The sequence below is a fragment of the Actinoplanes sp. CA-030573 genome, from assembly GCF_050951115.1.
Classification (GTDB): Bacteria; Actinomycetota; Actinomycetes; order Mycobacteriales; family Micromonosporaceae; genus Actinoplanes.
In genome coordinates, this window is the sequence record NZ_CP192038.1 from 2,606,866 (window position 1) to 2,625,694 (window position 18,829).

Annotated in this window: 15 protein-coding genes; 11 read left to right on the top strand and 4 right to left on the bottom strand. The window is 74.3% G+C overall.

The genetic code is table 11. The annotated features are described in order from the left end of the window. Window positions 1-3: 3 nt before the first annotated feature. On the bottom strand, window positions 4-129 hold the full coding sequence (locus ACQP2F_RS12150; RefSeq protein WP_433303492.1) for a hypothetical protein: 126 nt from the start codon (window positions 127-129) through the stop codon (window positions 4-6). A gap of 128 nt (window positions 130-257) precedes the next feature. On the opposite strand from ACQP2F_RS12150, the gene ACQP2F_RS12155 reads away from it, so the two are divergent. The 5 genes from ACQP2F_RS12155 (at window position 258) to ACQP2F_RS12175 (ending at window position 3,688) form a co-directional block, all read left to right on the top strand. Continuing rightward, entirely contained in the window at window positions 258-899 is a 642-nt protein-coding gene (locus tag ACQP2F_RS12155) for a hypothetical protein (protein WP_433303494.1), read from the top strand. Between the two features lie 71 nt (window positions 900-970). Beyond that, window positions 971-1,261 carry a PadR family transcriptional regulator gene (locus ACQP2F_RS12160; protein WP_433303496.1) on the top strand — a complete coding sequence of 97 codons (291 nt, stop codon included), beginning with the start codon at window positions 971-973 and terminating at the stop codon, window positions 1,259-1,261. Next, window positions 1,258-2,091: a hypothetical protein gene (locus ACQP2F_RS12165; RefSeq protein WP_433303498.1), complete on the top strand. Its 834-nt coding sequence runs from the start codon at window positions 1,258-1,260 to the stop codon at window positions 2,089-2,091. The genes ACQP2F_RS12160 and ACQP2F_RS12165 overlap by 4 nt, the downstream gene beginning before the upstream one ends. A gap of 78 nt (window positions 2,092-2,169) precedes the next feature. Then, on the top strand, window positions 2,170-2,904 hold the full coding sequence (locus ACQP2F_RS12170) for an ABC transporter ATP-binding protein (protein WP_433303500.1): 735 nt from the start codon (window positions 2,170-2,172) through the stop codon (window positions 2,902-2,904). Next, window positions 2,891-3,688, top strand: coding sequence for an ABC transporter permease (locus tag ACQP2F_RS12175; RefSeq protein WP_433303502.1), 798 nt, complete (start codon window positions 2,891-2,893; stop codon window positions 3,686-3,688). The genes ACQP2F_RS12170 and ACQP2F_RS12175 overlap by 14 nt, the downstream gene beginning before the upstream one ends. A 9-nt stretch (window positions 3,689-3,697) precedes the next feature. Here the strand turns inward: ACQP2F_RS12175 and ACQP2F_RS12180 are convergent, their stop codons facing one another. Then, the gene (locus ACQP2F_RS12180; RefSeq protein ID WP_433303504.1) at window positions 3,698-4,075 is read right to left on the bottom strand and encodes a VOC family protein; all 378 of its coding nucleotides are present in this window, start codon (window positions 4,073-4,075) and stop codon (window positions 3,698-3,700) included. 87 nt (window positions 4,076-4,162) lie between these two features. Here ACQP2F_RS12180 and ACQP2F_RS12185 point away from each other — a divergent pair, with 87 nt between their 5' ends. The 6 genes from ACQP2F_RS12185 (at window position 4,163) to ACQP2F_RS12210 (ending at window position 16,545) form a co-directional block, all read left to right on the top strand. Next, window positions 4,163-4,807: a 4'-phosphopantetheinyl transferase family protein gene (locus tag ACQP2F_RS12185; RefSeq protein WP_433303506.1), complete on the top strand. Its 645-nt coding sequence runs from the start codon at window positions 4,163-4,165 to the stop codon at window positions 4,805-4,807. 38 nt (window positions 4,808-4,845) lie between these two features. Further along, window positions 4,846-7,659: a M36 family metallopeptidase gene (locus ACQP2F_RS12190; RefSeq protein ID WP_433303508.1), complete on the top strand. Its 2,814-nt coding sequence runs from the start codon at window positions 4,846-4,848 to the stop codon at window positions 7,657-7,659. Window positions 7,660-7,770: 111 nt separating this feature from the next. Further along, a complete protein-coding gene (locus tag ACQP2F_RS12195) occupies window positions 7,771-9,921 on the top strand; it encodes an ATP-binding protein (RefSeq protein ID WP_433303510.1) in 2,151 nt (716 codons plus the stop codon). A 76-nt stretch (window positions 9,922-9,997) separates the two neighbouring features. Beyond that, a complete protein-coding gene (locus tag ACQP2F_RS12200) occupies window positions 9,998-12,682 on the top strand; it encodes an ATP-binding protein (RefSeq protein WP_433303512.1) in 2,685 nt (894 codons plus the stop codon). Between the two features lie 43 nt (window positions 12,683-12,725). After that, window positions 12,726-13,931, top strand: coding sequence for an amidohydrolase family protein (locus tag ACQP2F_RS12205; RefSeq protein WP_433303514.1), 1,206 nt, complete (start codon window positions 12,726-12,728; stop codon window positions 13,929-13,931). Between the two features lie 181 nt (window positions 13,932-14,112). Beyond that, on the top strand, window positions 14,113-16,545 hold the full coding sequence (locus ACQP2F_RS12210; RefSeq protein ID WP_433307459.1) for an immune inhibitor A domain-containing protein: 2,433 nt from the start codon (window positions 14,113-14,115) through the stop codon (window positions 16,543-16,545). Between the two features lie 43 nt (window positions 16,546-16,588). Here ACQP2F_RS12210 and ACQP2F_RS12215 read toward each other — a convergent pair whose 3' ends face one another. Both ACQP2F_RS12215 and ACQP2F_RS12220 read right to left on the bottom strand, forming a co-directional pair. Next, window positions 16,589-17,461, bottom strand: coding sequence for an SDR family oxidoreductase (locus tag ACQP2F_RS12215; protein WP_433303516.1), 873 nt, complete (start codon window positions 17,459-17,461; stop codon window positions 16,589-16,591). Then, window positions 17,458-18,792, bottom strand: coding sequence for an FAD-binding oxidoreductase (locus ACQP2F_RS12220; protein ID WP_433303518.1), 1,335 nt, complete (start codon window positions 18,790-18,792; stop codon window positions 17,458-17,460). Before ACQP2F_RS12220 ends, ACQP2F_RS12215 begins: the two co-directional genes overlap by 4 nt. Between the last annotated feature and the right edge of the window lie 37 nt (window positions 18,793-18,829).

The window sequence follows — 18,829 nt, forward strand, 5'->3', positions numbered from 1 at the left end:
CCGTCAGCGACCACGCCGGCCGCGGATACAGCCGCCCCAGGACGCACCGAACCCCGAACCCACCGGGCTGGCGTCGAAGCTCAGCCAGTGGGGTGCGGTCATCGCGCCGACCACGGTGATCACCGCCATGCTGCTCTACTTCGGTTACATCGCCACGCGCGCGGTTCGCGTACTTCGGCGTTTATCTCGATCTGACCGACCTGTCCAGCCGGGACCTCGTTCTGTACGGCATCGAGGTCCTCTACCTCCCGGTCGCGGTGCTGCTGGTCGCCGTACTGATCATCGCCGGCATCCATCTGGTCGCCCGCAACGTCGGCGGCTGGATCGTCACGGGACTGCTCGCGCTGGCCGGGGTGCTGCTGTCCGCACGCGCCGTGATCGGCCTCGCCGCCGCGCACGTCTCACGCCAGGAGCCACCCGGGACCACCGCGCTGGCCATGGCCGCCGGGCCGGTGCTCATCGCGTACGGCTGCTGGATCGCGACGCGTACCAGACCGCTGGGCCCGTGGTACGCCCAGGCCCGCCGGCTGCGACTGATCGCCGTCGCCGCGGTCGCCGGACTGGCGCTGACCGGCATGTTCTGGGCCGGCACGTCGTTCGCGTGGCGGCTGGGCGAGGGCCGCGCGTATGACGATGCCCTCCAGCTGCCCGACCGCCCGGAAGTCGTCCTGGACACCGGCGAAAGGCTGATCGACCTACCGCCGTACGTGCGGGAGAACGCCCTGCCGGCCGAGCGTGGCGACAAGTTCCGCTACCGGTACCGCGGCTTGCGCCTGCTGGTCCAAGCCGGTGGGCGGCTGTTCCTCGTTCCGGAGCACTGGACGACGCAGGGCCGCACGCTGATCGTGCCGTACGACGACTCGGTGCGCCTGCAAGTCATCCCGCGGTCCGGCGCATGACGCCCGCGCCGACTAGCGCTATATCGTCTCGCGTAGTACGTTGGGCGATATAGCGGAGAACGGAGCAGCGGATGGATCCCGGCTTTCTGATCCTGACCAGCCTCGCCGAGGGGGCGAAGCACGGTTACGCCATCACCGCCGACGTCGCCGAGCAGGCCGGCGTGACGCTCGGGCCGGGCACGCTCTACGCCGCCCTCCAGCGCCTCGAGGAACAGGGCCTGATCGAGGGCCTGCCGGCCGAGGGGCGCCGCCGGCCGTACCGGCTGACCCCGGCCGGCGCGGCCGAGCTGTCCGCGCAGGCCACGCGCATGCACCGCCTGGCCGCCCTGAGCCTGCGGCGCCTGAACCCGGAGCCGGCATGACCGCCGATCCGCGGCTGGTTCGCGCGCTCGTGGCCTGCTATCCGGCCGGTTGGCGCCGCCGGTACGGCGACGAATACGCAGAGCTGCTGTGTGACCTGCGCGTGCACCGCCGTCCCGGGCTGATCCTCGACTCGCTCGGCGGCGCCGCCCGGGCCCACGGAGGTGTGCTCATGACCCGCAACTCGCCGATGACCGCCGCGGTCCGGGCGGCCGGCCTCTTCACCGTCGGCGGCATCGGGTTCGCCAAGCTGGCCGAGGACTTCACCGGCACGGCCCGCGGCGCCTACGTCGCGCTCGTCCTGGCCGCGGCGGTGGCCCTCCTGGCGCTGGTCGCCGCGGCGGCTCCCAGCCTGCCCGCGCTGGTTCACGACCGCGCCGCCCGGCGCTACGTCGCGGTGCCGGTCGTCGGCGCCGTCGCCTGGTGGGGCGTGGTGCGGCTCGCCGCGGCCGTCGCCGACGGCCACGGCGCGCACGCGGCGCCCACCGTGACCGCCTTCCTGCTGACGGCCGCGACCGGAGTCGCGGTGGTGGCCGCGACCGCGTGGGCGGCGGCGAAGGTCCTGCGCCGACTCCCGGAGGCGGCCCGGCCCCGTTTCCGCCCGGCCGCCCTGACCGTGGTGGCCGCGGGCATGGCCGCAACCACCATCGCCGCCCTGACGTGGGGTCTCCAGATCCGGGCCGGCGACCCGGCGGCCTTCCGCGGCGACGACGGGCTGCTGGCCACCCCGTTCCCGCCCAGCTGGATCGCGGTGACCCTCACCCTGACCGCGGCCACCGCCATGGCCGTCCTCGCCGCCCTGTCCGCCCGGCGAAGCGCGCGACCGGTCTGACCCCGCGCCGGCCTCCCCCCGGCCCGCGCGGTCCAACTCGAACCCGCTTCTCCACCCCGCGCGGAAAGGTGATGCCGCATGCCCGAGATATCCGTCATCGAGGCCGACGGGCTGGCCAAGCGCTACGGTCGCCGGCACGCGGTCCGGGCGGTCGGCTTCGCCGTCGCGGCCGGCCAGATCTGCGCGCTCCTGGGCCCGAACGGCGCCGGCAAGACCTCGACCATGCGCATGCTCGTCGGGCTCTCGCGGCCCGATGCCGGCACGGTTCGCATCGCCGGCATGCCGGTCGGGCTGGGGTCGCCGGTTCTGCGGCGGGTCGGCGTCCTGATCGACGGGCCGGCCTTCGTGCCGCATCTCAGCGGCGCGGCGAACCTGCGCCTGCTCTGGGCCGCAACCGGGCGGGACTGGCCACCACCGGCACTCGACGACGCGCTCGACCTGGCCGGCCTCGGGCCCGCCGTCGATCGCAAGGTCAAGGGCTACTCAACGGGCATGCGGCAGCGCCTGGTGCTCGCCCAGGCTGTCATGCGCGACCCCGATGTCCTCGTCCTCGACGAGCCCGCGACCGGGCTCGACCCGGCCGAGGTCCGCGCCCTCCGGCAGCACCTCGCCGCCCGCGCCGCCGCCGGCGCCGCGGTGCTGGTCTCCAGCCATCAGCTGGCCGAGGTGCAGGCGCTGGCCAGTCACCTGGTGGTGCTGAACCGGGGCCGGCTGATCGCGGCGGGCGGCCTCCGGGAGCTGCTGGGCGGAGCGGGGGCGCTCGAGGACGCGTACCTCGCCCTGATCGAAGGAGATGAACGTGCTGCGCGTTGAGCTCACCACCCAGCTGATGCGACTCCGCACCCTCATCGCCCTGCTCGGCCTCGCGGCCGTGCCGGTCGCGACCGGGCTCGCCCTCGCCCCCGCGGCCGGGCACCGCAACGGCGACCAGGGTGGGCTCTTCGGCGCCTCGCCCTATTCGGCGCTCAACCACGCCATGGCCGGTCTCGAGTTCACCGGTCCGCTGCTGCTGCCGATCGTCGTCGCGATGCTCGCCGCCGCCATCGCCTCGGCCGACCGCGACTGGGGGATCCTCCGTTATCTCTACGTCGCGCCGGTGACCCGCGGCCGGCTGCTGGCGGCCAAGCTCGGCGCGGCCGCGATCGCCACCGCGGCCGCGCTCGGCTGCGTGCTGGTCGCCGGGGTGGCGACCGGCTGGGTGCTCTTCGGCTGGCACCCGTTCCACATCATCGGCGCCGCCGACCTCTCCGCGGCCGCCACCGCCGGGCGCGTCCTCGCCGCCACCGGCTATGCGCTGCTGTGCCTGCTGGCGATGGCCGCCATCGCGTTCACGCTCGGGCTGCTGCTGCCCCGCGGCGCCGAGGCCCTGGCCGTGGCGATCGCCTTCGTGGTGGTCGCCAGTGTCCTCGACGGCCGGTCCGCGCTGCATGCCGTCGCCGTCGTCCTGCCGGTCCATTACTGGCAGAGCTGGGTGGCCCTGTTCGACCCGGCCGGCGCTGGGGACCTGAGAGCGGGCGCCGGCGTGCAAGCCGGCTGGATCGCCGTCTGCGTGGCCGCCTGCGTCCTCATCCTGCGCCACCGCGACCCGGCGGCCTAGGGACAGACCCTAGCCGTTGGGGCGTGCCTCGACCGCCTGGAGCGCCCAGCTGTTGCCGTCCGGGTCGCGGAAGTGGACGAAGTCGCCCCACGGCTGGGTGTCCACCTCGCTCGCCTCGACGCCGGCCTCGACCAGCTGCTTGCGGGCCGCGTGGGCGTCGGGCACCACCACCTGGATCTCCTGGGTGCCCGGCGTCTTGGCGGTGATGCCCTCGCCGATCACGATCGAGCAGGCCGAGCCGGGCGGCGTCAGCTGCACGAACCGCAGGCCCGCGCGAATCGTCGAGTCGACGTCGGCGTTGAAGCCGATCCGCTGGTAGAACGCCTTGGCCCGGTCCACGTCGGTGACCGGCACGGGGATGAGCTCGATCTTCCACGTCGCTGTCATGAGGCCATCGTGCCGGCCATTGCGGTCACTTCCTGACCGCAGCGGCATCGCATGGCAGGCTGAAACCCCAGAGTTCGAGGAGTCCGGGTGATCGACCAGCTGCTGCCGCCGAACGACGTCGCGGTGGCCGAGGCGTTCGGCGACGTTCCCGGCGAGCCGGTCTTCCCGGGCGAGGAGCGGCTGGTAGCGACCGCCGTCGAGGCTCGCCGCCGGGAGTTCGTCACCGGGCGCCGGTGCGCGCGGGAGGCGCTGGGCAAGCTCGGCATCGCGCCGGTCGCGATCGGGACGGGACCGCAACGCGAGCCGCTGTGGCCGGCGGGGGTGGCCGGCGCGATCACGCACTGCCCGGGCTACCGGGCCGCCGCCGTCACGACGAAGCTGGCGGCGGTGGGCATCGACGCCGAGCCGGACGAGCCGTTGCCGTCCGGGGTGGCCGAGCACATCATGACTGCCGGGGAGCCGCGGATGGTCGCGGCACTGAGCAGCGACGACCCGTCGGTCTGCTGGGACCGGCTGGTGTTCAGCGCCAAGGAGTCGATCTACAAGGCCTGGTACCCGCTCACCGCGCGCTGGCTCGACTTCAGCGAGGCGGTCCTCACCGTCGACCCCGCGGCCGGTACGTTCGAGGCGCGCCTGCTCGCCGACGGCGGCCCGCGCCTGGCGGTGATCAGCGGCCGTTTCCTGGTGGCGCGGGGCCTGATCCTGACGGCGGTCACTGTCGACGGTCGCTAAAGGTTGATCTCGTTCGATGGGTGGGCCAGGCTGGCCCGGTGAAGACGTTTATCGGACGTATCCTCGCCGGCGGCGCGGCTCTGGCCGTCGGCATCGTGCCGGCGGCGATCGGCGCCGGCCCGGCCGTGGCGGCACCGACGCGCGCACCCGCAGCGCCGGCCGCCGCTCCCCCCGACTACGACGCGCGGCACGACCCCGCCGTCACCGGCATGCTCGAGACCAGGGCGGCGATGCTCGCGGCGAAGCCGTCCCCGGCCGTCCGCGACATGCGCACGCGGCTGGGCGACCAGGGCATCGTCGACCTCGACCCGCTGACCGGCACGCCCCGGCAGGTGGCGCGGCTCGACGGCTTCCTCACCGGGCCGTCGCGCAAGCCGGCCGTCCAGGTCGCCCGGAGCTACCTCGCGGCGCACGCCGACCTCTTCGGCGTCGACCCGGCGACGCTGACGCTGCGCCGCGACTATGTGGACGTCGTGGGCACCCACCACCTGAGCTTCCTGCAGCGGGTGGGCTCGGTGCCGGTCTTCGGCAACGGGATCCGGGCCGACGTGGCCCGCAACGGCGCGCTGATCCAGATGACCGGCTCGCCGGTGCGCCAGGTCCCGGCCGGTCTGGCCGGCGCCGAGCTGACCGGCGCCCAGGCTCTCGCGGCCGCCCGCCGCGACGCCCGGGAGACCCGGACGACCGCCTCCGACAAGGCCGCGCTGGTCGCCTTCCCGACCGTGTCCGGCCTGCGGCTGGGCTATCAGACGCTCACCATGCAGTCAGGCTACCTGCACGTCGTCGACGCGCGGACCGGCCGCATCCTCTACCGGCAGAGCCTGACCGACCACGAGTCCGGACCGGACGCGCTGGTCTGGGACAACTACCCGGGCGCCCCGGCGGGCGGGAAGCAGCGGCGGGTCTCGCTGTCCCGGTGGGTCACCCCGTACGCGAAGAATCTCACCGGTAACTCCGCGCACGTCTTCTCCGACCTGAACGACAACAACGTCGCGGACGCCGGGGAGGAGGTGGGCCAGAGCTCGCCGGGCCACTTCACGTACCCGCTCAAGACCTTCCCCGGCGATCTGTGCAGCGCGCAGTACCAGTGCACGTGGGACCCGTTCACCGCGTACTCCTGGCAGGCCAACCGGGCCATGGACGCCACACAGCTGCTCTACTTCACCTCGGTCTTCCACGACCACCTGCTGGCCGCGCCGATCGGGTTCACCCGGGCGGCCGGCAACTTCGAGACCCGCGACGGCGACCCGGTGCAGGTCAACGACCTCGACGGGGCGAACACCGACAACGGCTTCCCGGACGGCGCGCACGTCGACAACGCGAACATGGCGACCCCGCCCGACGGCACCTCGCCGACGATGCAGATGTACCTGCAGCCGGCCGCGAACACGCCGGCCGCGGACGACCCGTACGTGCCCTCCGACGTCGGCAACGAGGCGTCGTCGGTCTACCACGAGTACACGCACGGGCTCTCGAACCGGCTCGTCGTCGACGCGGCCGGGGTGTCCACGCTCAACGGCCCGCAGTCGGGCGCCATGGGCGAGGCGTGGAGCGACTGGTACGCGTACGACTATCTGCAGAAGGAAGGCCTGGAACGGGACACCGCGAAACCGGGCGAGCTGGTGATCTTCGAGTACTCGACGGCGGGCGCCAACACCATCCGCACCCAGCCGCTCGACTGCCCGGTCGGCGCCTCGGCGACGGTGTGCCCGGGCACGGCGACCGCGGGGCCGGGCGGCTACACGTACGGCGACTTCGGCCACATCTCCCGCCGCGGCCCGGAGGTGCACGCCGACGGTGAGATCTGGGCCGAGACGCTGTGGGACCTGCGCACCAAGCTCGGCGCCAGGCTCGCCGAGTCGCTGGTGACCCGGGCCATGGAGCTGTCCCCGGCCGATCCGTCCTACCTGGACATGCGCAACTCGATCCTGATGGCCGACCGGGTGGTGAGCCGCGGCCGGCACCAGCACGACATCTGGGCCGTCTTCGCTCACCGGGGGATGGGCTTCTTCGCGGCGGCGACCGACGGCTCGGACACGGCGCCGGTCGAGGACTTCTCGATGCCGCCGGGACCGCACGCACCGCGGAGCTCGGTCTCCGGAACCGTCGTCGACTCGGACAGCGGACGACCGGCGGCCGGCGTCGCGGTCACCTTCGGCGGGCACGCGTCCGGGTTCGCCGGCTCCTACGCCGCGGTCACCGGCGCCGACGGGCAGTACAAGATCAACAACGTCCTTGCCGGTACGTATCGGAAGGTCGCGGCCGGTGGCAACGGCTTCGAGAAGCAGGTCGAGACGGTGACCGTGACCAGACGACCGGGCACGGTCGACTGGCGCGTGCGCCGCGACTGGGCCGCGTCCCAGGGCGGTGCCCGGATCGACGCGTCCAACGGCGAGGACAACACCGACTTCGGCTGCGGTCCGGGGCAGGCGATCGACATGTCCCAGGGCAACGGCTGGAGCACGGACGCGGTGCCGACCGGAGCCGGGGCCGCGATCGAGCCCCGGTTCCTCACCATCCAGCTGCCGGCGGCGGTCGACCTCGGCTCGGTCGAGATCAACCCCACCGGCAACTGCGGAGACGATCCGACCGCCTCGACCGGCGACTACCGGGTGGAGACGTCCGCCGACGGCGCCGCCTGGACCGTGGCGGCGACCGGGCACTTCGGGCCGGCCGACCGTGACCGGATGAACCGGGTGACCCTGTCGGCCGGCGCCGCCGGCGTCCGGTTCGTGCGGTACACGATGCTCGGCACGCAGGTCGCCGACGAGGGCGGTACCTGCCCCGGCCAGTTCAGCGGCTGCTCCTTCGCCGACACCGTGGAGGTGGCCGTCTACGGCGCCCCCGCCTGACCGCGGCGTTCCGCCTGAGTGCGAAGAGCCGCCCGGGATCGCCCGGGCGGCTCTTCCGGTAAGCCCGCGAGCCGCGCCGCCGCCGGGTTACGCTAGACCCTTGTGGGCGATATGTCCGGAGCGGTCGACTATGAAGCGCTGTTCCGCAGCGCTCCGACCGCGTTTCTCGTCCTCGACCCCGAGCTGACGATCGTCGACGCCAACGAGGCCTACCTGAACGCCACCGCCCGCAGCCGGGCCGAGCTGATCGGCCGCCCGGTGTTCGCCGCCTTCCCCGACAACCCGGACGACCCGGCCGCGAGCGGCACCGCCAAGCTCGGCGCCTCCCTCGGCCGCGTCCGGCGCGAGCTGGTCGTCGACGTCATGGAGATCCAGAAGTACGACATCCCGATGGCCGGCGGCACGTTCGACGTCCGCTACTGGGCGCCGGTCAACGCGCCGGTGCTCGACCGGGACGGGAGGCTGCGCTGGATCGTGCACCGCGCCGAGGACGTCACCGCCTTCGTCAGCGCGCACGACGGGAACGCCGAGGCCGCCCAGCTGGCCGGCGCGCTGCGGGTGCGGACCGAGCAGATGGCGGCCGAGATCTTCGCCCGCCGTCGCCTCCAGCGGCGCCACGAGGCGCTGGAGGCGGTGATCGACAGCCTGGAGCCGGCCGTCATCGGCACCGACGCCGCCGGGCGGCCGGTGCTCTACAACGACGCCGCCCGCGAGCTGATGGGCGACACCCTCGGCGAGGTGACGGCCGCGGAGTGGGGCCGGCAGCTGCACCTCTACGGGGCGGACGGCCGCCCGATCGGACCGGACCTGCCGCTGCTGCGCGCCCTCCGGGGCGAGCGGGTCGACGACGTCGAGATCGTCCTCCGGCCGCCGGGCCGGCTCCGGCGGTTCTTCCGCGTGCACAGCCGTCCGGTGACCGGCCAGCCCGGGGTGGCGGCCGTGGTCGCGATCCACGAGATCACCGCCGCCCGGCGCGCCGCCCGCCTGCAGGAATGCGAGCTGGCGATCGCCAAGGCGACCGCCCGCCCGGAGGCCGACGGGCAGGTCCTCGACGAGGCCACCCGGCTGATCGGCTCGATCCTCGGCTGGGACCTGGTCGAGTTCTGGTGCTGGGACGAGGCGGCCGGCCTGATCCATCGGGCCGGCCGCTGGGCCGGTCCGGCCCTCGACCTGCCGCCCGGGCTCCCCGAGTTCCTGGCGCCGGGTCAGGGCCTGGCCGGGCGCGCGTGGGCGGACAAGCAGCCCGTGTACCAGCCGGGCCGGGAGGACGGCCCGTTGCGTACGGCGCTGGCGGTGCCGGTGCCCCTCGGCCCGCACCCGCTCGGCGTGCTGGTCTGCTACGCGGACGTCGCCGAGATCCCCGGCGACGTCCGCGCCGGGATGGTCACCGGCGTCACACCACCCCTGGGCGTCTTCCTCGCCCGCCGCCGCGCCGAGCGGCTGGCGGCCGAGCTGGACCGGGCCCGCGACCAGTACATCGCGCTGGTCGGCCACGAGCTGCGGACGCCGCTCACCAGTATCCAGGCCTACACCGAGATGCTGCTGGAGGAGGCGGGCCTGACCGGCGACCAGCGCCAGATGCTGCTGGTGGTGCAGCGCAACACGGCCAGCCTGCGTGCCGTCGTCCTCAAGCTGCTCGACGTGGCCGCGCTGCGGGCCGGGCATCTCGACGTGCGCCGGCGCCCCATGGATCTGGCGCTCGTGCTGCGCGAGGCGGCCGACGCCGCGCGCGCCGGGGACCGCACCCACCCGATCCGCATCGAGGCGCCCGGCAGCGCCCCGATCGTCGGCGACCCGGACCGGCTGCGCCAGGTCGCCGACGAGCTGATCGCCAACGCGCTGACCTGGTCCGCGGCCGGCTCGCCGGTCGACATCCGGCTGACGCCCGGCGAACACACCGCGGTGGTCTCGGTCTCCAACACCGGCGTCCCGATCCGCGCCGACGAGCGGCCACGCCTGTTCGAACCGTTCTTCCGCGGCGACGGCGCCCGCCACAGCGGCATGCCGGGCGCCGGGCTCGGCCTGAGCCTGGCCTGGACGATCGTCGAGCAGCACGGCGGTGTCATCGAGGTGAGCGAGGCCGGCAGCCCGGCGACCACCTTCACCGTACGGATACCGACGAACCGGCTTCCGTCCCGCCATCCGGGCGAGACCGGCCGCCCGGGCGAGCCCGGCCGCTCCGACGAGTCCGGCCGCCGCGGCGAGGCTCGTCCGGCCGGGACCCGCCCCACTACGATGGGACGGCAGACCCCGGATCGGTGAGACCGGAGGAGCCACGGGCGAGCGGGCGGGCACGTTCATCGGGCGCCGGCGGGAGCGGGAGCTCCTCCTGGCCGCGGTGGACAGCGCCCGGTCCGGCTCCGGCCGGCTGGTGCTGATCGCGGGCGAGCCGGGGGCGGGCAAGACGCGACTGGCCGGGCTGACGGCCACGGCCGGCGTCCCCGTCGCCCACGGGCGGGCGATCGAGCCGGCGGGCAGCCCGCCGTACTGGCCCTTCCGCCAGATCCTCCAGGCGCTGGGGCGGCCCGGCATGTTCGGAGCGGCGAGCGCGGCCGAGGAACGCTTCCGGCGGTTCGAGGCGGTGTCGGCGGCGCTGATCGACGCGGCCGAGCCGGCCGGCCTCGTGCTCGTCCTCGACGATCTGCACTGGGCGGACCCGGGCTCGCTGCAGCTGCTCGTCCACCTGGCCCGGTCGCTGGCCGCTTCCCGGCTGGCGGTGGTGGCCGCCTACCGCACCACCGAGACGGCCGGGCGGGAGCCGTTGCGGGCGGCACTGGCCGAGCTGAGCCGGGAGCCGGCGACTACCCGGATCGTGCTCACCGGCCTGAGCGAGGCGGAGGTCGGCGAGCAACTGTGCGACATCGCCGGCTGGGCGGTGCCGGAGCCCGTCGCCGCCGCGGTCCGCCGCCGGACCGGCGGAAACCCGTTCTTCGTCGGTGAGCTGGGGCGGGTGCTGGCGGGCGCCCGCGAGGGCGATCTGCCCGAGGGCGTACGCGATGCCGTCCGCGCCCGGCTCGGCCGGTTGACGCCGCCGTGCCGGTCCGTCGTGGCCGCCGCCGCGGTTCTCGGCACCACCGAGCCCCTCGACCTCGCGGCCGTCCTCGAGCTCGGCCCGGCCGGCGTCCTCGGCGCGCTGGACGAGGCGGCCGCCGCCGGGATTGTCGCCCCGGCTCCCGGATACGACTTCACCCACGACATCATCCGCGAGTCGGCCGGCCTCGACGTCGCCACCGCCGAGCGCTTGCGGCTGCACGCCCGGCTGGGCGGCTTTCTCGCCGCGCGGCCCGGTGCCCGGGAGCGCGCGGCCCTGGTCGCGTACCACCTGATCGAGGCCGCGCCGCTGGTCGACGCCCCGGCCGCGACGCGCTGGGCGGCCGACGCCGCCGAGCAGGCGGCCGCCCAGCTCGCCTGGGAGGAGGCGGCGCTCTGGTACGAGCGGGCGCTGCGGGCCGGCGGCGCCGGCGAGAGCGAGCGGACCGACCTGCTGATCGAGCGGGCGCGGGCCCAGATCAAGGCGTACGACGTCGACGGGGCCCGCGTCTCGTTGACCGGGGCCGCCGATTCGGCCCGCCGGCGCGCCGACTACCCGGCGCTCGGCCGTGCGGTGCTGGTGATGGAGGGCGTCACCGACTTCATCTGGGAACGGGCCGGTCGTGCCCTCTGCGAGGAGGCGCTGGCCGGTCTGCCGGACGAGGACAGCCCACTGCGGGCCCGCCTGCTCGCCCAACTGGTCGCCGCCGACGTCTGGACCGAGTCCCCGGCCTCCGATCAGCGCTCGCGCGCGGCGCTGGCGATGGCCGAGCGGCTCGGCGACAAGCGGGCGCTGATCGAGGCGCTGCGCGCCCGCCAGCTCGTACGGGGCGTACCCGACGGCGCACGGGACCGGCTGGAGCTGGCCGGCCGGCTGACCGAGATCGGCCGGGCCGGCGACGACGACGCCGCCCTGTGGGCCGGGTTGTGGCGGTTCGACGCGCACGTCCAGCTGGGCGAGATCGACCGGGCCGAGGCGGGGCTGCCGGCCGTCGCCGAGGCCGCCCGCCGGCTGCGCACGCCACTGGCCCGCTGGCACGCGGTGCGGGTCCGGGCCACGATGGACCACGCCCGGGGCCGGTTCGCCGACGCGCTGACCCACGGCCGCCAGGCCGAGGCGCTCGCCCGGCAGGCCGCCCACGACGGCGCCCTCACCCCCTCGGTCGGCTTCCTGCTCGGCCTCGCGGCGATCACCGGGGATGCGGCGGCCGTGCCCGAGGAACCGGGGTCGACCGGGTTCGCCGGCGTCGCCGCCGAGTTCCTCCGGGCCATGTTCGCGACCTGGAAGCTCGCGCACGGCGACCGCGACGGCGCCGAGCGGCTCTACCGGACGCTGCCGCCGCTGGCGTCGGTGCCGCGGTTCGTGCTAATCTCGGCGCTGGGCGGCACCGCCGAGCTGGCTGCCGCCTTCGACGACCGGGAGATGGCCGCCGAGGTCCACCGGCGGCTGCTTCCCTGGGCCGACTACTTCGTCTGCGGCGGCGCCGGGGTGGTGCTGACCGGCGGCTCGGCCCGGATGCCGCTCGGCATCGCCGCCGCCACCTGCGGCCGGCTCGACGACGCGGCCGGGCACCTGCGCGAGGCGGTGCGGCGCAACGAGGCCGCCGGCCTGCCGCCGATGGCCGCCGCCGCCCGCTATCACCTGGCCCGCACGCTCGCCCGGCGGCGGCGCCCGGGCGACCGGGAGGAGGCGGCCGCCCTCGCCGTCGCGGCCGGCGCCGAGGCCGAGGCGCTCGGGATGCGGCCGCTGGCCCGGGACGCCGCCGCGCTGCTGGCCGGGCTGGGCGTGGCCGGCCCGCTCACCCGGCGCGAGCGGGAGATCGCCGGGCTGGCCGCCCGCGGGCTCACCAACCGGCAGATCGCCGCCGCCGCGCACATCAGTGAGCGCACCGCCGAGAGCCACATCCAGCACATCCTGACCAAGCTGGGATTCGCCAGCCGGCGGCAGATCGCGGGCTGGGTGGCGTCGGGAATGCGTACTCCGTCTCCGTAGTGCCACCGATGCCCGGGCGGCGCGCCCGGCCGACGCTGTGTCCATGACGACGACATCAGGACTGGTGGCACTGCGCGCCTCGTGGATGTTCGACGGCGTGACCCTGGAGTTCGTACCGGATCCGACCGTTCTGCTGGCCGGCGCCTCGGTGGTCGCGGCCGGTCGCGGCCTTGAGCCGCCGGCCGGGGCCACGGTCGTCGACCTCGGCGCCGCGACGATCCTGCCCGGCCTGATCGACACCCACGTCCACCTCGCCTTCGACGCGTCGGACGACCCGGTCGGGCGGCTGGCCCGGCGGGACGACGCGGCCGCCTTCCTGGCGATGAGCGTGGCCGCGCGCACCGCGGTCGCCGGCGGCGTGACGACCGTCCGGGACCTCGGCGACCGCGGATACCTGTCGCTCGGCCTGCGGGACGCGGCCCGGTCCGACCCGACGCTGCCCACGATCGTGGCCGCCGGGCCGCCACTGACCACGCCGGACGGCCACTGCCACTATCTCGGCGGCGGGGTGGCCGGGCCCGACCTGCGGCGGGCGGTGCGCGAGCACGCGCGCCGCGGTGTCGACGTCGTCAAGATCATGGCCAGCGGCGGGAACCTGACGCCGGGCACCCGGGTGGCGGACTCGCAGTTCTCCGTCCCGGACCTGCGTGCGGCGGTGGACGAGGCACATCGGTTCGGGCTGCCGGTGACGGCTCACGCGCACGGCCGCCGGCCGGTGATCGACGCGCTCGAGGCCGGGGTGGACGGCGTCGAGCACGTGTCCTTCATGACCGAGGACGGCGTCGACCCCGTACCGGCGAAGGTCTTCGATCTGCTGAACCGGCGGCCGGTGACGCTGGGCCTGACCATCGGGGCCAAGCCCGGCGCCGGTGATCTGCCACCGTTCATGATCGAGCGCATCCCGAAGCTGATCGCGAACACCCGGGCGCTGTACGAGCACGGCGCCACCATGGTCCTCGGCAGCGACGCCGGCATCGCCGCCGCCAAGCCCCACGACGTGCTGCCGTGGGCGATCCGGCAGGCCACGGCGCTCGGCATGACCCCGGCCGAGGCGCTGCGGGCCGCCACCTCGGCCGCCGCGAGCGCCTGCGGGCTCGGCGACCGCAAGGGCCGCATCGCGGCCGGTTACGACGCCGACCTGCTCGTCGTCGACGGCCACCCGGGCACGGACCTCGCGGCACTGCACCGGGTGCGGGCCGTCTACGTCAGGGGACGGGAAGTCGCCCGGGAAGGCCGGAAACTTCCGTAGTCGCGATCTCCGCGAATATTGATTCGATACCGATCTAGGTCTTTCCCTCGCCGGTGATCGATGCAAACGTTCCAGGGCGGCCCCGACCGGGCCGCCCTTTTTTGCATCCGGGCCGGCCCCGCGTTCACCGGTGGCGCCGGCGTGATCACCCCCGGGGGGAAAGTCGATGCGCAAAGTCGTAGTGGGATTGCTGGGCCTCAGCCTGGCGTCCGGCCTGGGCATCTCGCTCAGCCCGGCCGCCGTGGCCGCCCCGCCGGCCGACAGCCCGGCCGCCGTCCCCTCCGTCAAGAACGGGTCCGAGGCGTCGAGCGACGAGCTGGTCGGCCCGCTCGAGCGGAAGCGCCGGGCGCTGCGGGAGAAGGCCGTCAGCGACGTCCTCTCCGGCCGCGCCAGGCCCGAGAACCGCAACGGCAGCCAGGTCGTCAAGGTCGGCCAGGCCGCCGGCGGCGGCGCGTTCGGCCGCGAGTCCCGCCACCGCCACGGCGGGCGGGACAACCGCGACCAGTACGTCGAGCTCGCCCGCGAGAAGACCGACCGGATCTTCGTGATCCTCGCCGAGTTCGGCAACGAGCGCGACCCGCGGTTCCCGGACCGGGACACCGACCCGGCCACGGCCGGGCCGCAGCGCTTCGACGGTCCCTTGCACAACCAGATCCCGCAGCCGGACCGGTCGCTCGACAACACCACCGTCTGGCAGGCCGACTACAGCCGGCAGCACTACCAGGACCTGTACTTCGGCAAGGGCCGGAACACCCAGTCGGTCAAGACGTACTACGAGACGCAGTCCTCGGGGCGGTACAGCGTCGACGGCACCGTCACCGACTGGGTCAAGGTCAAGTACAACGAGGCCCGGTACGGCCGCTCCGGCGACGACCCGAAGGACGCGAACGGCGACGACCCCAACGTCTGCGGCGGCAACGTCTGCAACACCACGTTCGACCTGGTGCGCGACGCCGCCAACCAATGGGTCGCCGACCAGCTGGCGGCCGGCCGCAGCAAGGCCGACGTCGTGGCCGAGCTCAAGACCTTCGACCGGTGGGACCGGTACGACTACGACGCCGACGGCAACTTCAACGAGCCGGACGGCTACCTCGACCACTTCCAGATCGTGCACGCCGGTGGCGACGAGGCCGACGGCGACCCGTACCAGGGTGAGGACGCCATCTGGAGTCACCGCGCCTTCGCGTACGGGGACGACGAGGGTGACCGCGGACCCACCGGCAACCTTCTCGGCGGCACCGAGATCGCCGGCACCGGCCTGTGGATCGGCGACTACACGATCCAGCCCGAGAACGGCGGCCTCAGCGTCTTCGTCCACGAGTACGGCCACGACCTCGGCCTGCCCGACGACTACAACGTGCTGACCGGCGGCACCAACAACAACGAGTACTGGACGCTGATGGCGCAGAGCCGGCTCAACGGCACCGGCGAGCCGCTCGGCACCCGGCCCGGCGACCTCGGCGCCTGGAACAAGCTGCAGCTCGGCTGGCTCGACTACGAGACCGTGGTGGCCAAGCAGAAGCGCACGCTGACCCTCGGCCCCCAGGAGTACAACAGCGACAAGGCCCAGGCCGCCGTCGTCGTGCTGCCGAAGAAACGGGTCACCACCGAGTTCGGCGCGCCCTTCGAGGGGTCCCGGCAATACTTCTCCGGTAACGCCGACGACCTGCGCAACTCGATGACCCGCCAGTTCGACCTCACCGGCACGACCGCGCCGGCGCTCACCCTCAAGGCGCGCTACAACGTCGAGGAGGACTTCGATTACCTGTACGTGCGGGCGTCGCTCGACGGTCAGAAGTGGACGGCGCTGGACGGGACCGTCAACGGGGAGCCGTTCGGCCGTGACGGCGCGAACCCGCCGCGGCCGGCCGTCACCGGGTCGACCGACAACCAGTGGGTGGACATGTCGGTGCCGCTGAACGCGTACGCCGGGAAGAAGGTCTATCTGCAGTTCTACTACCGCACCGACGGCGGCTACTCGGCCGGTGGTTTCTTCTCCGACAACCTCCAGGTCGTCGACGGGACCACGGTGCTGTTCCGCGACGACGCCGAGGCGACCACCTCGCCGTGGACGCTGAAGGGCTTCAAGACGGTCGGGACCAGCGCGACCGGCGACTACGACAACTTCTACATCGCCGGGCACCGGACCTACGTCTCCTACGACCGGTATCTCAAGACCGGCCCGTACAACTTCGGCTTCCTCAACACCAAGCCGGACTGGGTCGAGCACTACTCGTACCAGACGGGTGTGCTCATCTCGTACTGGGACACCTCGCAGACCGACAACGACACCAACTGGCATCCGGGCCAGGGCCGCAACCTGTACATCGACGCGCACCCGCGCCCGTTCTACCGGCTCGACGGCCTGCCGTTCAGCGCCCGCATCCAGGTCTACGACGCGCCGTTCGGCCTGCGCAAGGCGGACTCGATGACGTTGCACGTCAACGGCCAGGCGTCCTACGTACGCGGACAGGCCGCCCAGCCGCTGTTCGACGACACCCAGAAGTACTTCTACGACGAGTTGCCGAACCACGGGGTCAAGCTGCCCGCGGTCGGTGTGAAGATCCGGGTCCTGCAGGAGAACGGCACCTCCGCCAAGATCCGCATCTCGTGACACGTGGGGCGGCGGCCCGGGTCCTCCGGGCCGCCGCCCGCGGTCATCCCGCGGCCGGGGCCGGTGCCGGCGTGAACGCCGTCGCGTGGTCGCGGGCGAAACCGGCGATGTCCCGCGCCGGCCGGCCGGTGATCGCCCGCACCCGGTCCGTGGCCCGTTCGAACCCGCCGGCCCGGACGAGGCCGAAGACGCCGGCCAGGTGCGCGGCCAGCCAGTCCGGCAGTCCCGCTCCCTCGAACCGGGGCCGGGCCTGCTCCTCGGTCAGATCGGCGAAGCGCACGGGACGTCCGGTCGCCTCGGCGAGGGCCGCCGCCACCTCCGCGAAGGTGACCGCCGACGGCCCGGTCAGCTCGTAGGCCCGGCCCGCGTGCCCGGGTTCGAGGAGCGTGCCGGCGGCAACCGCGGCGACGTCCCGGACGTCGACCATCGCCACCCGGCGACCCGCGGTCGGCGCGTACAGCGTGCCGGTTCGCGCGACGCCCCCGGCCACCATCAGCAGGTTGGTCATGAAGAACGCCGGCCGCAGGATCACCGCCGGCACCCCCGACCGGTCGAGGTGGCGCTCGATCTCGCCGTGCCAGCGGAAGGCCGGCAATGCCGACGCCGGATCGGCGTGCATGGCCGACAGCTTGACGATCCGCTCGACGCCCCGCTCGGCGGCGGCGTCGATCACGGCGGTCTCGTGCGCGACCTTGCGCGGCCCGTCGGCGGCGCACAGATAGACCCGGTCGGCGCCGTCGAGGGCGGCCCGCACCGACGCGAGGTCCTCGAAGTCCCCGATGACGGGCTCGGCACCGCGCGGGACGTGGGTTGCGGAGCGGACGAACGCGCGGACGGTCGCCCCGCGCTCGTGCAGCTCGCGGACGACGTGGGCGCCGACGGTCCCGGTGGCGCCGGTGACGAGGATGCGTTTCATGGGAGTGCCTCTCGGTCGGGCGCCGGCGGGATGGTGTGGCCGGCGCGGAACAGGTTCGCCGGGTCCCAGGCGCGCTTGACCGCGGTCAGCCGCGCCCAGTTGCCCGCGGTGAACGCGTCGCGGGTCCGGGTCGGATCGGTGAGCAAGTTCAAAAAGGCGCCACCCGTCGCGTACGGCCGGAGCCGTCCCGAAAGGCGGTCGAGCGCTCGGTCGGCCGCCGTCCGGTCATCGGGTGGACAGGCCGCGACCGCCATGACCGAGAACTCGGTGTCCCGATGCCCGGCCGGGCCGGCGTCGGGGCCGGGATCGGCCATCGCGCCACCCCAGTGCCGCAGCTCGGCGAAGGCGACCGGGGAGTCGTCCGCGCCGGCCTCGACGATCGCCCGCAGCGCGTCGTCCGGCACCGCGCGGAACAGCTCGGTCTCCTGGCGGTTCGCCATCGGCGGCACGTCGGGGCCGTTCGTGGCCGTACTGGCGTCCGGGAACGAGCGGGGACGGAACGCGTCGAGCAGCGGCGGCCCGGCCACCTTCAGCAGCGGCTCGAGGACGCGCCGGCCGTCCTCGCCGTGCTGGAACGCCCGGATCGCCAGCACCCGCCGGCCGCGCAACGCCTCCGGCACGAGCGGGGCCGCCGGCAGGCGGATCAGCAGGACCGCCGTGTTCATCGACTCCGGCTCGGCGGCCGCCCACTGCCGGTAGGCGCAGAACACGTCGAGCGCCCGCTCCGGCGGGTACAGCGACATGCCGGAGAAGACCCGCCGCACGGGGCGGAGGCGGAAGGTCAGCGACGTCACGACGCCGAAGTTCCCGCCACCGCCGCGCAGCGCCCAGAACAGGTCGGGGTGCTCCCGCGCGGTCGCGGTCAGCGCCACCCCGTCGGCGGTGACGACGTCGGCGGCGACGATGCTGTCGGCGGCGAACCCGAAGGTGCGCGACAGCCACGACTGGCCGCCGCCGAGCAGGTAGCCGGTCACGCCGACGGTGCCGCACCGGCCGGCGAGCCCGGCCAGGCCGTGCGCGGCGGCGGCGCGGTTCACGCCGGCCCAGACGGCGCCGGGGCCGACCCGGGCGAGCCGGCGCCGGGGGTCGATCGCGATGCCGGTCAGCGCCGTCGTCTTCAGCAGCAGGGCGCCGTCGGCCGGGGCGACGGCGCCGTGGCCGGTCGCCTGCACCGCGAGCGGCAGGTCGTGCTCGCGGGCGGCGCGTACGGCGTCGCGCACGTCGGCCGTCGATGCCGCCGTGACGATCAGCGCCGGCCGGGAGTCGAAGGTGCGGTTCCAGCCGAGCCGGTGTTCGTCGTAGCCCGGGTCGCCGGGCCGGTACGTGGTCATGCGCCGAAGCTAGGTGGCACCCGGCCCGGGACGGCTG